Source organism: Bacillus sp. MAG717A, from assembly GCF_036884855.1.
GTDB classification, from domain to species: Bacteria; Bacillota; Bacilli; order Bacillales; family Bacillaceae; genus Bacillus; species Bacillus safensis.
Genome location: NZ_CP145733.1, coordinates 170,819 through 183,897, shown reverse-complemented (window position 1 = coordinate 183,897; position 13,079 = coordinate 170,819). Strand labels below are relative to the sequence as shown.

Genomic DNA, 13,079 nt, shown 5'->3' with positions numbered 1-13,079 from the left:
TGTAGAATGGTTGTAAAAGAAGCGTAAGAAAAGTGAATCGTTATACAATCCTGTCATCCAAATGAAATAAATGAGACAGTCTTCGTGTGAAAAGTTATCTTTTTTTATGAGTCGAATGAAGGAACAATGAAAATATTGTAGAAATATTGTAGAGGAATGAGGCTGGAAAAGGAGTGTAAGAGAATGACTGAAACGCTCGATGGCAATAGGTTAATCCCTGCGGGAGATATCAGAAAATTAGAAAAAGAGAACGAATATTTGCGAACTGAGTTGATGCAGCAAAAAATGCTGTTAAATAAGACGCTAGATGCCATTTTTATATTTGATCAGCACCTCAACATCATCCAAGCCAACGAAGCAACATGCAGGCTTGTACAGACACCGAAAGAAGACCTCCTCAATAAATCCGTTCTAGATTTCCTATACGGCATCCCGAAAGATAAAATTGAATGCTCACTCGATCTATTTTTTCGAAAAGGTACGTTAAAAAGAGAAATCTCCATTCAGCTAGAAAATGGCGAAACAAAATACATTGAATTTGTCGCAGAGCATGACACCATGAATCAGCAATATATAGTGGTCATGCGAGACATTTCTTCAAAGAAAATATTAGAACGAGAACGTTCCATGAATGAGCAGCTGTTCAAAGATTTGTTTGACCGGGCCATTGACGGGATGGTCATTTTTGATCAGGATGGCTGCATGATTGATGCGAATCATTCTTTTTGTCAGAGCTTTGAACTGCAAAAGACTGATTTAACCGATCGATATTTACATGAATTTGTCGAAGAAGGAAATCTTCCCGCCTTGCAGCACCTTTTAACGTCACTTAAAGAAACAGGGAAAGCAAAGGGAGAGCTTCCTGTTACTCTTCAATCTGGCCAGCAAAAATTATTTGAACTCACCATTACATCAAATGTGATGAGTGGTTTTTATATGTCCATCATGCGGGATATTACAGAAAAAAGGCTGATGGAAGAGAAGCTGTTAAAAAGTGAAGAACGCTTTAGAGAAATATTCGAAAATGCAATGGATGCCATCATCATATGGGCGGATGATGGAGAGATTGTGAGAGCCAATGAATCAGCCTGCCGAATTTTTGAATTACCGATGCACTCGCTGATTGGCAAAAAACTCACCGATTTTCTCGTCAAATCTGATAAGAGATATAGACCAACAAGAAGACGTTATATCCGGAATCATGAAATAAGGGAAGAGTTATTGTTTAAAATGGCAAATGGGCAATATAAAGAGCTTGAGTTTACTTCAAAGCATGCGGTATTAGAAGGACAGCACTTAACCATTTTACGTAATGTAAGTGATCGAAAAAGAATGGAGCAGGAGCTGCGCGAAAGTGAGCTCAAATTCCGTAAAGTATTTAATGGGTCAATGGACGGCATTGTTCTTTTTGATAATCAATACCGAATCATTGAAGTCAATCCATCTGCAAGCGAGCTGCTTCAATTGAAGGACGATCATTTAACAGAAATGAATCTTTTCCACATCCTTGCCCCTTATCAAATTGAAAATTTGGCTCAGCCTGCCGAGGCGATGTCATTAGATGAAATGGACAATGAGGTTCCATTTGTGTTGAACCATCCAGACCAGCGTATACTGGAATTCTCTTTTAAACGCAACATTATCCATAATATGAATTTGGCCATCTTTAGAGATGTGACAGAGCGGAAGGAATTAGAAGAGCGGGTGAGAAAATCAGATACCCTTCATGTGGTCGGAGAGCTTGCCGCTGGAATTGCTCATGAAATTAGAAACCCGATGACAGCATTAAAAGGCTTCATTCAGCTGTTAAAAGGAAATATAGAAGGGGAGTATTCGCTCTATTTTAATGTCATCACATCAGAGCTGAAAAGAATTGAATCCATCATCACCGAATTTTTGATTTTAGCGAAACCGCAAGCTATTGTATATGAAGAAAAAAATGTGGTGCAAATTGTGAAGGACACGATGGATCTTCTGCACGCACAGGCGAATCTTGGTAATGTTCAAATGCATCTCAATGTGCTGGACGAGATTCCGCTCATTTATTGTGAACAAAACCAATTAAAGCAGGTCTTTATTAACATTTTAAAAAATGCAATTGAAGTCATGCCGCGTAAAGGAAATGTCTATGTGAGTATTCAGCGGAAGGGCGAGGAGCATATTGTCATTTCATTGCGTGATGAAGGCTGCGGAATGGCAGAGGATAAGCTAAAGCGTCTAGGTGAGCCTTTTTATACCACGAAAGAAAGAGGAACTGGACTTGGTTTAATGGTTAGTTATAAAATTATTGAAGAGCATCAAGGAACCATTGAGGTAGAAAGTGAGGAAGGCGTAGGAACCGTCTTCCATCTCACACTGCCACTTAGGCAGCAGAAACAAGAAGGAGAGCAGTAACGTGTATTATACCGTCTATCACGCACCCATCGGGGCACTATACATACTAGAAAAGGACGGTGCCATCATCGAGGTGATGTTTGATGATGAGCCGTTTTTAGCAAAAAAGCAGGCAGTAAATCTAAAGCAAGTAGATACCTCTGTCTTACAAGAAGCGAAAAAGCAGCTGGATGAATATTTTAAGGGTGAGCGTCAAGTATTCGATCTCCCGCTCAAGCAAACAGGTTCTCCGTTCCAAGAGCAGGTGTGGGAAGCATTGTCGGACATTCCATATGGTGAATCAAAAAGCTATGCAGACATTGCAAAAGCGATTGGCAATCCCAAGGCTGTAAGGGCGATCGGACAAGCTAACAGACGAAATGCACTACCAATTTTTATCCCTTGTCACAGAGTGATTGGAAAAGACCGCTCTCTGACGGGCTATGCAGGATCGAAGACAGACATGAAAGCGATCCTCCTTGAATTAGAAGGCATCCCATTTGTTCAAAAATAAATCGATTGACCTGTTCCAAATGTTTGTCAAGCGACATATCCTTTTATTAAGCTAAAAAAGTTGGTTGAGGGAAAAAGGAGGGCGCTGGGATGTTTTGGGGCAAAAAAGGTAAAATGTATGCCGTTACGTCACTATGTGTCAAAATGAACGTTTTGACGGAAGAACAAAAAAAAGAAATCTTAACAAAAACGAATCAAGAAACAAAAAAGCGCGGTGCTCTTAAATGACAAGAACACGGCGCCTTTTTGCGATTCATTGAGAGATGCTTTCGGCGAAAAGAGCATCAATCTCTTCTGCATAGTTCGATGTGATAATTCCCTTTTCTGTAATGATGCCTGAAATAAGATGATGAGGAGTGACATCAAAGGCGGGATTGAATACTTGAACATCGGGCGGTGCAATGGGGACACCATTTAATTCCTTTACTTCCAGCGGGTCGCGCTCTTCAATTGGGATATCTGACCCGTCGCGGGTGGATACATCAAAAGTGGATAGCGGTGCTGCTACAAAAAATGGAATGTGAAAATGCTTGGCTAGAACGGCAAGACCTAACGTTCCAATCTTATTCGCTGTATCTCCATTCCGGGCGATACGATCAGCTCCAACAATGACAGCAGAAATTTGCTTTTCTTTCATCGTATGGGCGGCCATGTTATCTGTAATGAGCGTCACATCCACGCCGCCTTGCATGAGCTCCCATGTTGTCAGACGAGCGCCTTGAAGAACAGGGCGTGTTTCACATGCATAAATGTGAAGATCAAGATTTTTCTTTTTGGCTAAATAAAAGGGAGCAAGAGCTGTTCCGTACCGGCTCGTTGCGATGGAGCCTGCATTACAAATGGTCATGATACGGTCACCTGATTTAAAGAGCTGAAGTGCATTTTGACCGATTTGTCTGCATGTTTCTTCATCTTCAATTTGAATTTGAATGGCTTCATGGACAAGGTCTGTTTTGGCTGCATTCACTGATGCTGCACGCTGAATGCGCTGTAGCAGCCGGTCTAATGCCCAGGCGAGGTTCACAGCGGTTGGACGAGCACTATTTAAATATTCTTTTATCCGAATGACTTCTTGTTTAAAAGCATCGATTTCTTCTGTCTCAATGGCTTGCGCACTAAGCGCCAATCCAAATGCTGCTGTAATGCCAATCGCAGGCGCTCCGCGTACTTTTAATGTCACAATTGCATCATACACATCCTCTTTCGTATATAAATGCTCAAAGACGGTTTCGGCCGGTAATTTTTGCTGATTTAAAATGTTAATACGGTTTTCTTCCCATTCGACAGAACGGGGGACTTCAAATTCTTTTGACAAAACCCGTCACTCCTTTACAGATGGCTGGAATAATGCGACGAGGTCAGACGCTGTTTCCACTGCATGATATTGTTTGATAAATGTTTTTCCAAGTGTCAGTGCTGCTTTTTTCTGCTGAATCCGTCTAGTTGGTGATGGAATCGCATCAAGATCAGCGGCATGAGCAAGACCGATTGTTCGGCGGACAAGCTCACAGCCGGCAAAGCCTGTCGCTTCTTTTAAAATCCGGTCAAACGTTGTTTCTAAAAAACTGTCCGATACACTAAACGCTTCAATGCTGTCCTCTTTCCAAGCTTTTGTGAACACTTCTTTGAATGTTGCCCATACATTGACGACATGGTCAAAAAGGTGCTGCTGCTCGTGTTCATTCTCGCGAGATAAAGCATTCAAGAACAAATTGGCGATAAAGTGGCCGATATCGAATCCGAAGGGACCGTAAAATGCGAATTCTGGATCAATGATTTTCGTTTCAGTCTCATTTGCAAAAATACTGCCTGTATGAAGATCTCCATGAACCAATGTTTCAGCTGATGTCAGGAAGATACGCTTCAACTCTGCTGCTTTGGCTTGCACTTCAAGGTCTGCCCAAAGCGCTTCTGCTGATTCTCTTAATTCTTCTTCGAAGTCATTTGTTTCACTATCAAAGAAAGGGTCTGTGAAGACGAGTTTTTCTGTGATATCACACAGGTCAGGATTCGTAAATTGCTTCACAAATTGTTTTTTGATTTTAGGATTTGTGGCAAAGTCAGATGTGTAAAAGAGTGTTTTTCCTAAAAATTCTCCGACATGATCAGATAAATGCGGATATTGTTTTCCGGCAATTAGCCCTTTTCTGACGATTTCTAAGTGTGAGAGATCCTCCATGGCTGTCACTGCAAGAGCTGTATCCGAGTAATAGACCGCTGGTACGAGATGTGGCGCATATTCTGACTGTTTGATCAGGGCAGCACTTTCAATTCTTGCCCGGTCTAATGTAAGAGGCCAGCTCTCACCAACCACCTTTGCATAAGGCAGCGCCTGCTTGATGATCAATCCTTTTTCTTGTTTGTGATCATAAATATGAAAGACGTAATTTAAATTCCCGTCGCCGATTTCAGTACAAGTCAAATGACTGCTTTCTTGGATTAAGCCAAGTCTAATTGCAAGTGCAACTGCCGAACTTTCTGTTAGTTCTTCATATGATGCCGTAAGTGTAATCAATTGCTTCCCCTCCAAATCATATAAAAAAGCCTCTTTCTCCTGAGAGAAAGAGGCTTGATGGTGTGTATGCTCAAAGCCTCTCTTATCTCTCAGCACATACGTCTGATGGAATTAGCACCGTGCCCTATAAGACAATTGTCTTGGCGCGTTACTTGCTGCGCCCCACTTCACAGTGGTATTAACGGTCGGTTGCTGTTGGGGTCAAAAGGCCAAATCCCTCGCCCAACTCTCGATAAGAGAAATCAATATGTAATTGTTTCGTGTCTGTTTGCATTTCTTAATTCAAGATATTATCAGAGCTGCGCTTTACATGTCAATCTTTTTTCAAAATTGCTTTACAATTCATAAAACAATCCATTACAGTGTTTGTATTGTCACGTAACTTGAATAGAAGGTGAAGAAATGGAATTCCAGCAATCAGATGTGTTGAAACAATTACCGAAACAATTTTTTGCGTCCCTTGTCCAAAAGGTGCAGAAAAAAGTGCAGGAAGGGGCAGATATTATTAATTTGGGGCAGGGAAATCCTGATCAGCCAACTCCTCCGCACATTGTAAAAGCCATGCAGGAAGCGGTATTAAAACCTGAAAATCATCAATACTCCTCATTCCGTGGAACAGCGAAATTAAAAAAGGCTGCGGCCGCTTTTTATGAAAGAGAATATGGCGTCACGCTTGATCCAAAGACGGAAATTGCGATTTTATTTGGCGGGAAAGCAGGGCTTGTTGAGCTGCCGCAGTGCCTGCTGAATCCGGGTGATACGCTTCTCGTCCCTGACCCAGGTTATCCTGATTATTGGTCAGGTGCTGTACTTGCTGGAGCTCATATGGTGACCATGCCACTTCTTGAAAAAAATGATTTTTTACCTGACTACGATTTGCTGCCTGAGGATGATAAGAAAAAGGCAAAATTAATGTACTTAAATTACCCCAACAATCCGACGGGGGCTACGGCAAGTCGTTCATTTTTTGAAGAAACCGTTACATTTGCGAAAGATCACAAGCTATGTGTTGTTCATGATTTTGCATATGGCGGCATTGGATTTGATGGGGAAAAGCCGATCAGCTTTCTGCAAATAGATGGAGCGAAAGAGACAGGAATAGAAATTTACACATTGTCTAAAACGTACAATATGGCAGGGTGGAGAGTAGGATTTGCAGCAGGGAATCCGTCTGTTATTGAAGCGATTGAGCTTTATCAGGATCATTTGTTTGTCTCGTTGTTTAAAGCCACGCAGGATGCAGCAGCGGAGGCCCTATTAAGCGATCAAACGTGCGTACGGGTGCAAAATGACCGATATGAGAAAAGGCGGAATGTGTGGATAGCTGCCTGCAAAGAAATTGGCTGGGAAGTCAGTGCACCAAAGGGATCATTTTTTGCTTGGTTAAAGGTGCCAGAAGGATATACATCTGAAGCCTTCTCTGATTTATTATTAGAAAAAGCGCATGTTGTTGTAGCGCCAGGTAATGGCTTTGGTGCTCACGGTGAAGGGTACGTGAGAGTAGGGCTTCTAACAAGCGAGGAGCGGTTACAAGAAGCTGCTCAGCGCATCGCTGCCTTAAAGCTGTTTGAAAAAAAGCCATTGACAACATAAAAAAATGGTGCGATAATTCAGGCAATATTTAAGAAAATTGAATATTCTTATCAAGAGTAGGCAGAGGGACTAGCCCAATGAAGCCCGGCAACCGACTTCCATGAAGCACGGTGCTAATTCTTGCAGCAAGCGCTGAGAGATAAGATTCGGATGAATGACACGAAACAACCTCTTTAAGGCGCTCAAGAAGCACTTGAAGAGGTTTTTTTATTGAACATATGCATGACGCAATCGAAAGGGGATTCCTAGTGAGTGAATTACTGGCAACATACGTATTAACACATCGAGAGGATGAACAAATAAATCGAAAAGCGGAGCAGATCGCACTTGGTTTAACAGTTGGATCATGGACGGATTTGCCGCAGCTCAAAAAGGAGCAGCTTCAAAAGCATAAAGGCCGAGTTGAAAAAGTATTAGAAAAGGCTGCTCCAGTCGAAAATGGTCTTTATCAATCAGAGGTGACCATTGCTTATCCTGATGCAAACTTTTCAGCAGATTTACCAGCTGTTTTCACGACGATTTTTGGAAAGCTTTCACTAGACGGAAAAGTGAAGCTAGTCGATATCCAATTTTCTGAAGAATTTAAAAAAAGCCTGCCAGGACCGGTATTTGGAATTGATGGCATACGTAAAAAGGTAAATGTATTTGATCGTCCATTATTGATGAGTATTTTTAAAGGTGTTATCGGCCGTGATATGCAGGATTTAAAAGAGCAGCTCCGTTTACAGGCATTAGGCGGGGTTGACCTCATCAAAGACGATGAAATTTTATTTGAAAGTCCATTAGCTCCTTTTGAAGAGCGAATCAAAGAAGGAAAAGCGATTTTAAAAGAAACCTATGAAGAGACAGGACACCGCACGCTGTATGCTGTCAATTTAACGGGCAGAACCTTTGACCTGAGGGATAGAGCGAGAAAGGCCGCTGAACTTGGAGCAGATGCACTCTTATTCAATGTCTTTGCTTACGGTCTTGATGTCATGCAAAGCTTAGCTGAGGATCCAGATATTCCACTGCCTATTATGGCGCATCCCGCAGTGAGCGGTGCATTGACATCCTCTCCTGAATATGGATTCTCGCATTCTCTTCTTTTAGGCAAATTAAATCGATATGCTGGCGCTGATTTGAGCCTTTTTCCCTCACCTTATGGATCGGTTGCACTTCCGAAAAAGGATGCCCTTGGAATCTATGAAGCTTGCGTAAAAGAGGATACGGTTCAAAAAACATTCCCTGTCCCGTCAGCAGGCATTCATCCTGGAATGGTTCCAGTATTAATCAAAGATTTTGGAGTTGATCATGTGATTAACGCAGGCGGAGGCATTCACGGACATCCGCGGGGAGCCATCGGTGGAGGGAAGGCATTTCGTTCGATCATTGATGCAGTGATTCAAAAAGAGTCGATCGAAGATAAGGCATCTTCTTGCCAAGACTTAAAAGCGGCACTTGATCTTTGGGGAAGGGTAGCAGAATAAATGAAAAAACCAATTGTATGTTGTGATTTTGATGGAACAATTACAAAAAATGATAATATCATCCGCATCATGAAACAGTTTGCACCGAGTGAATGGACGAAGCTGAAGGATGGTGTCCTGTCAAAGGAAATTACCATTCAAGAAGGCGTCGGGCAGATGTTTCAATTACTGACAAGTGATCAGAAGGAAGCCATTCAATCATTTATTTTAGAGGATACAGAGATTCGTGAAGGATTTAAGCAATTTGTGGATGAGGTAAAAAAAGCGGACATTCCTTTCTATGTACTTAGCGGGGGGATGGACTTTTTTGTATACCCCATCCTCGAAGGTATTGTCGATCGAGACGATATTTATTGCAACCATGCGTCATTTGGGGAAGACCATATTCAGATTGAATGGCCGCATGCCTGTGATTCACAATGTCAAAATGGCTGCGGATGCTGCAAGCCCTCGATCATTCGAGAGCTGACTCATGAAAATGACTTTATCATCATGATCGGAGATTCAGTGACCGATGTAGAGGCAGCGAAACATGCGGATCTCACGTTTGCGCGAGATTACTTGCTCAATGAATGTAAAGAGCTTGGGCTCGTACATAAGGAGTATGACACATTTGTTGATTTACACACGCAATTTGTTCAAATAAAGGAAGTGAAGGAATGGCAGACGCAAAAAGCAAACGCTGGCAGGAGCTAGCAGACGTTAAACGTGAACTGGCACAAAGAGACTGGTTTTTCGGAACAAGCGGAAATTTATCGATCAAGGTGTCGGATGATCCAATCACGTTTTTGGTGACGGCAAGCGGCAAAGATAAACGAAAAGAAACAAATGAAGATTTTGTGCTAGTAAATGCGGCAGGCCAGCCCGATGATCCGAACGAGACGCTTAGGCCATCAGCTGAAACACTGCTTCACACGTACGTGTATGAGCGGACGAAAGCAGGCTGCTGTCTGCATGTCCATACAATCGATAATAATGTGATGTCAGAGCTGTATGGGGATAAGGGAGAGATTCGTTTTAAAGGCAACGAAATCATCAAAGCGCTTGGTTATTGGGAAGAGGATGCAGAAGTGTCGATTCCGATTATTGAAAATCCAGCTCATATTCCGCATCTTGCAGAGCAATTTGCAAAACACCTGACATTAGAGACGTCATCTGGTGCTGTACTCATTCGCAATCATGGCATCACGGTCTGGGGAAACACAGCCTTTGAAGCAAAACGAGTATTAGAAGCATATGAATTTTTATTTAGCTATCACTTAAAATTAGCGCTGTATCAACAGCAGCTTGTAAGATAAAAAGGAGGAAAAGCACATGGCGACGATTTTAATTCACAATGAAGAGAACACATTACTTGAGAACGAGCAAGAGGTTGCATCATATTTAGAAAAACAAGGGGTTATTTATGAGCATTGGGATATTGAAAAGCTGCCAAACCGTTTATCAGAAAAGTATGATTTAACCGATGAGGAAAAGGAAGAGATTTTGACTGTTTTCCAAAAGGAAATCCAAAGTATTTCTGAAAAAAGAGGATACAAAGCACAGGATGTGATTTCATTATCTGATGCTACGCCAAATCTTGATGAGTTGCTCCAAAACTTTAAACGTGAGCATCACCATACAGATGATGAAGTGCGCTTTATTGTGAGCGGGCACGGAATCTTTGCTATTCAAGGCAAGGATGGCGTCTTTTTTGATGTGAGATTGAACCCAGGTGATTTAATTTCTGTTCCGCCAAACATCCGTCATTACTTTACACTTCAAGAAGATCGCAAAGTGGTCGCAGTTCGCATATTTGTCACAACTGAGGGCTGGGTGCCAATTTACGAAGAAGAAACGGTTTAATGATAGAGCTGATCATTCCGCATGAGGCGGAAGATCAGCTTTTTTTTAGGAGATTAGACATAAAATGAGAAAGAAAATAGTTGATTTTGATCTTCTGTATAGGATAAAATTCTGTTTAATCAATGTGACAGTCCTGTCCAAATTTGAAGTTTACCCCCAAATTTGATTGGGTAAAAGGTCTTTAGGCTGTAAAAAATTAAATAAAATAAGCATATTTAATTTAATTTACAAATAAAGTATAATTTTGGTGTCGGATCATTTTGAGCATAGACAGTCGAATTCATTGCGGGAGCTGAGATCATGAATATTTATGTAAGGAAAGAACAATTGCTGATGTCCATTGATGAGAAGAGAAAACAAATGGTAGAAGCTGCTCAAGTGGAAGGGTACACTGGTGAGATGACAATTAAATATAGTCAAGAACTGGACAACCTGATGAATGAGTATCAGCATCTTCTTTTTCATGAGAAACAATCTGCCCCCTCCTTTCATGATCTTATGTCTCAAATGAGTCTTTTATCTGTGAACCGCCCCTCTTTTTGACATGAAAAACCGGTCTTGCATAAGCAAAACCGGCTGACATCTTCAGCTATGCTGAGTGAGCAGAAGGAAGCATGATCATAACAGTCGTTCCTTTATTCACTTCGCTATGAATATCAATTGTTCCGCCATACATCGAAATGATTCGTTTACACACGACAAGTCCAAGACCTGTGCCTTTTTCCTTCGACGTAATAAAGGGAAGGAAGATGTGCTTTAACATCTCTTCTGGTATGCCTTCACCTGTATCCGCTACTTTAATGATGACATGTTCTTTTTCAGCTTCGATCACAATCTTCAAATGACCGCCGTTTGGCATCGCTTCTAAAGAGTTCTTTGCTACATTTAAAACGACTTGTTTAATATGATCCTTCGTGCAATACACGCCAACATCTTGAATCGTATTGATTTGTAAATCTACTTCGACATTATAAAGGTTTGCTTCTGAGAAAACGATCGGCATGATCTCACTTACAATTTCTTTTACAGAGTTATTCTGCCATTTTTCTGCTGTTGGTTTTCCTAATACAAGAAATTCACTGACGATTTGGTTGATCCGTTTAATTTCTTCCTCAATGACAGAAAAATAGAGCTGATCTTCTTCTGAATGATACTTCTTTTGCAATAGCTGGATAAAGCCGCTAATCCCTGTTAATGGGTTACGAATTTCGTGTGCTGTACTTGCTGCGAGTGTTCCGATCAATTCAAGCTTTTGCGCTTCGTTTTGATGACGCTCCTGCTGAGTTTGCCGCCTTAACACGATATATTGGACTAGTGTGAATAAAATATTTAATAAAATAAACGCACTGGATAAAGGGATGAGCATCACAGACAGCACTTCACTTGTTGAAGCACGCTGCGGAAAGACCTCCAGCTTCCAGCTGTTTTCATCTAAATATGTAGACACCGTGCTGCCGCCCTCGGGTACTGGCTGTGGACCACTTGTAAACACGACATGTCCATTTTGATTCAGCATCTTAAAATGAAGATCAGGGTTCAATACATTCATAATATTTCTTAAATAATCAATTTGAATGGCGGCAATCAGCACATTGGTGACTTCTTCGTTTTCATCGAGAACAGGCACACAAATGGAGAGAATCCGCTGTTTTGTAATTCGGCTCACATAGTTGTCTGTGATCACGGTCTGCTTGGTCACTTGAATGCGTTTAAAGTAATCTCTGAATGATAGGTTGATTTTTTCCTTTAACGGGGTGGTGCTTGCTGTTACATTTCCTTTTTTGTCTAGGAGATACAGACCTGAAAAACGAGGTTCTTGTTTATAGATTTTCTCTAGGATGTTTTGTACTTTTTTCGTATCAAGCGGCTGGTCAAATCCCATAGCAAGGGAAGTTAATCTCGCTTCTGTTTCACTTATTAAATAATTCATTTGGTTTTTGTGAATATTTAACATAAGTGTAGCGGTTTGTTTGTTCTTTAAATCAATTTTTTCAGTTTCTTTTTCGTAGATAAAATAACTAATGATTAGGGTTGGAAGCATGACCAAAATAAGGTAAAGCCTGATCTTCTTCCAAAACCCTTTGAGTATACTCATCATTCATCGCTCCAACGTATTACCTAATAGACTTATTATAGCATTGAACCTATCTTTATTACGATGACTTGTGTGATTTTTAAAAAATTAGGTGATTCGTTCTGGTCTCATTTTCGTGCTAAAGATGGATCAAAATGTTGACATTTTACTTATTGTTTATTAATGTCACATTAGTGGGTTGCATTTCATAAAGGATGATAAAAAATGGAAAATCATAATGTTGAAAAATCATTGAAATTATTTATTGTATTATCACGTGCCTATCGCTCAATTAATCATCACATGAACAAACATATTGTGAAGCACGGGCTGAATCCAACTGAATTTGCTGTGCTAGAATTGCTGTATCATAAAGGTGATCAGCCGCTTCAGCAAATCGGTGATAAGATCTTACTTGCAAGCGGCAGCATCACGTATGTGGTCGATAAATTGGAGAAGAAAGAACTCCTCAGCCGGAAGGCTTGTGCAGAAGACCGCAGGGTGACATTTGCGCATATTACTAAGCAGGGACGAGCTTTGCTTGATGACATCTTCCCAGATCATGCGAAAGAAATTCATGAGATGATCAGTGTCTTGAGCGAAGAAGAGAAAGATGCCTGCATCGATATGCTCAAACATGTGGGGCTGCGTGCAAAGCATTTATATGATCATCAAGAATAAATAAAAAGGAAGCCGC

General features: G+C 41.1%; 13 protein-coding genes and 2 riboswitches. Of the genes, 10 read left to right on the top strand and 3 right to left on the bottom strand.

Annotation, left to right across the window (positions count from 1 at the left end):
• Positions 1-183 precede the first annotated feature (183 nt).
• From V6Z54_RS00955 to V6Z54_RS00945, 3 genes are all read left to right on the top strand, one after another.
• Positions 184-2,394, top strand: a complete 2,211-nt coding sequence (locus tag V6Z54_RS00955; RefSeq protein WP_041085035.1) for a PAS domain-containing sensor histidine kinase — start codon at positions 184-186, stop codon at positions 2,392-2,394.
• 1 nt (position 2,395) lies between these two features.
• A complete protein-coding gene (locus tag V6Z54_RS00950) occupies positions 2,396-2,887 on the top strand; it encodes a methylated-DNA--[protein]-cysteine S-methyltransferase (protein WP_041085034.1) in 492 nt (163 codons plus the stop codon).
• A gap of 89 nt (positions 2,888-2,976) precedes the next feature.
• Positions 2,977-3,114 carry a hypothetical protein gene (locus V6Z54_RS00945; RefSeq protein ID WP_162860203.1) on the top strand — a complete coding sequence of 46 codons (138 nt, stop codon included), beginning with the start codon at positions 2,977-2,979 and terminating at the stop codon, positions 3,112-3,114.
• Between the two features lie 25 nt (positions 3,115-3,139).
• Here V6Z54_RS00945 and mtnA read toward each other — a convergent pair whose 3' ends face one another.
• On the bottom strand, positions 3,140-4,201 hold the full coding sequence (gene mtnA / locus V6Z54_RS00940; protein ID WP_073979408.1) for an S-methyl-5-thioribose-1-phosphate isomerase: 1,062 nt from the start codon (positions 4,199-4,201) through the stop codon (positions 3,140-3,142).
• A gap of 6 nt (positions 4,202-4,207) precedes the next feature.
• On the bottom strand, positions 4,208-5,401 hold the full coding sequence (mtnK, locus tag V6Z54_RS00935) for an S-methyl-5-thioribose kinase (RefSeq protein WP_338527609.1): 1,194 nt from the start codon (positions 5,399-5,401) through the stop codon (positions 4,208-4,210).
• Positions 5,402-5,480: 79 nt separating this feature from the next.
• Positions 5,481-5,640, bottom strand: a riboswitch (SAM riboswitch).
• 163 nt (positions 5,641-5,803) lie between these two features.
• Here mtnK and V6Z54_RS00930 point away from each other — a divergent pair.
• The 6 genes from V6Z54_RS00930 to V6Z54_RS00905 all read left to right on the top strand — a co-directional run bounded on the left by V6Z54_RS00930 (position 5,804) and on the right by V6Z54_RS00905 (position 10,851).
• The gene (locus V6Z54_RS00930) at positions 5,804-6,994 is read left to right on the top strand and encodes a pyridoxal phosphate-dependent aminotransferase (protein WP_338527608.1); all 1,191 of its coding nucleotides are present in this window, start codon (positions 5,804-5,806) and stop codon (positions 6,992-6,994) included.
• A 44-nt stretch (positions 6,995-7,038) separates the two neighbouring features.
• Positions 7,039-7,140, top strand: a riboswitch (SAM riboswitch).
• Between the two features lie 102 nt (positions 7,141-7,242).
• A complete protein-coding gene (mtnW, locus tag V6Z54_RS00925) occupies positions 7,243-8,463 on the top strand; it encodes a 2,3-diketo-5-methylthiopentyl-1-phosphate enolase (protein WP_269103721.1) in 1,221 nt (406 codons plus the stop codon).
• On the top strand, positions 8,464-9,159 hold the full coding sequence (locus V6Z54_RS00920) for a 2-hydroxy-3-keto-5-methylthiopentenyl-1-phosphate phosphatase (protein WP_338527607.1): 696 nt from the start codon (positions 8,464-8,466) through the stop codon (positions 9,157-9,159). It begins immediately after the preceding gene.
• On the top strand, positions 9,123-9,761 hold the full coding sequence (locus V6Z54_RS00915) for a methylthioribulose 1-phosphate dehydratase (RefSeq protein WP_041085029.1): 639 nt from the start codon (positions 9,123-9,125) through the stop codon (positions 9,759-9,761). Before V6Z54_RS00920 ends, V6Z54_RS00915 begins: the two co-directional genes overlap by 37 nt.
• 16 nt (positions 9,762-9,777) lie before the next feature.
• Positions 9,778-10,308, top strand: a complete 531-nt coding sequence (locus tag V6Z54_RS00910; RefSeq protein ID WP_073979412.1) for a cupin domain-containing protein — start codon at positions 9,778-9,780, stop codon at positions 10,306-10,308.
• A gap of 300 nt (positions 10,309-10,608) precedes the next feature.
• Positions 10,609-10,851 (top strand): aspartyl-phosphate phosphatase Spo0E family protein, encoded by a 243-nt coding sequence (locus V6Z54_RS00905; RefSeq protein WP_073979413.1) that lies wholly within the window; start codon positions 10,609-10,611, stop codon positions 10,849-10,851.
• A 46-nt stretch (positions 10,852-10,897) separates the two neighbouring features.
• Here the strand turns inward: V6Z54_RS00905 and V6Z54_RS00900 are convergent, their stop codons facing one another.
• Complete coding sequence (locus V6Z54_RS00900) at positions 10,898-12,403, bottom strand: ATP-binding protein (RefSeq protein WP_073979414.1); 1,506 nt, start codon at positions 12,401-12,403, stop codon at positions 10,898-10,900.
• Between the two features lie 204 nt (positions 12,404-12,607).
• Here V6Z54_RS00900 and V6Z54_RS00895 point away from each other — a divergent pair, with 204 nt between their 5' ends.
• A complete protein-coding gene (locus tag V6Z54_RS00895) occupies positions 12,608-13,063 on the top strand; it encodes a MarR family transcriptional regulator (RefSeq protein WP_034281539.1) in 456 nt (151 codons plus the stop codon).
• Positions 13,064-13,079: the final 16 nt, after the last annotated feature.

Coding starts and splice junctions, on each gene's coding strand:
- V6Z54_RS00955 (WP_041085035.1), top strand. CDS start 184: ATGACTGAAACGCTCGATGGCAATAGGTTAATCCCTGCGGGAGATATC.
- V6Z54_RS00945 (WP_162860203.1), top strand. CDS start 2,977: ATGTTTTGGGGCAAAAAAGGTAAAATGTATGCCGTTACGTCACTATGT.
- V6Z54_RS00930 (WP_338527608.1), top strand. CDS start 5,804: ATGGAATTCCAGCAATCAGATGTGTTGAAACAATTACCGAAACAATTT.
- V6Z54_RS00920 (WP_338527607.1), top strand. CDS start 8,464: ATGAAAAAACCAATTGTATGTTGTGATTTTGATGGAACAATTACAAAA.
- V6Z54_RS00915 (WP_041085029.1), top strand. CDS start 9,123: ATGGCAGACGCAAAAAGCAAACGCTGGCAGGAGCTAGCAGACGTTAAA.
- V6Z54_RS00910 (WP_073979412.1), top strand. CDS start 9,778: ATGGCGACGATTTTAATTCACAATGAAGAGAACACATTACTTGAGAAC.
- V6Z54_RS00905 (WP_073979413.1), top strand. CDS start 10,609: ATGAATATTTATGTAAGGAAAGAACAATTGCTGATGTCCATTGATGAG.
- V6Z54_RS00900 (WP_073979414.1), bottom strand. CDS start 12,403: ATGAGTATACTCAAAGGGTTTTGGAAGAAGATCAGGCTTTACCTTATT.
- V6Z54_RS00895 (WP_034281539.1), top strand. CDS start 12,608: ATGGAAAATCATAATGTTGAAAAATCATTGAAATTATTTATTGTATTA.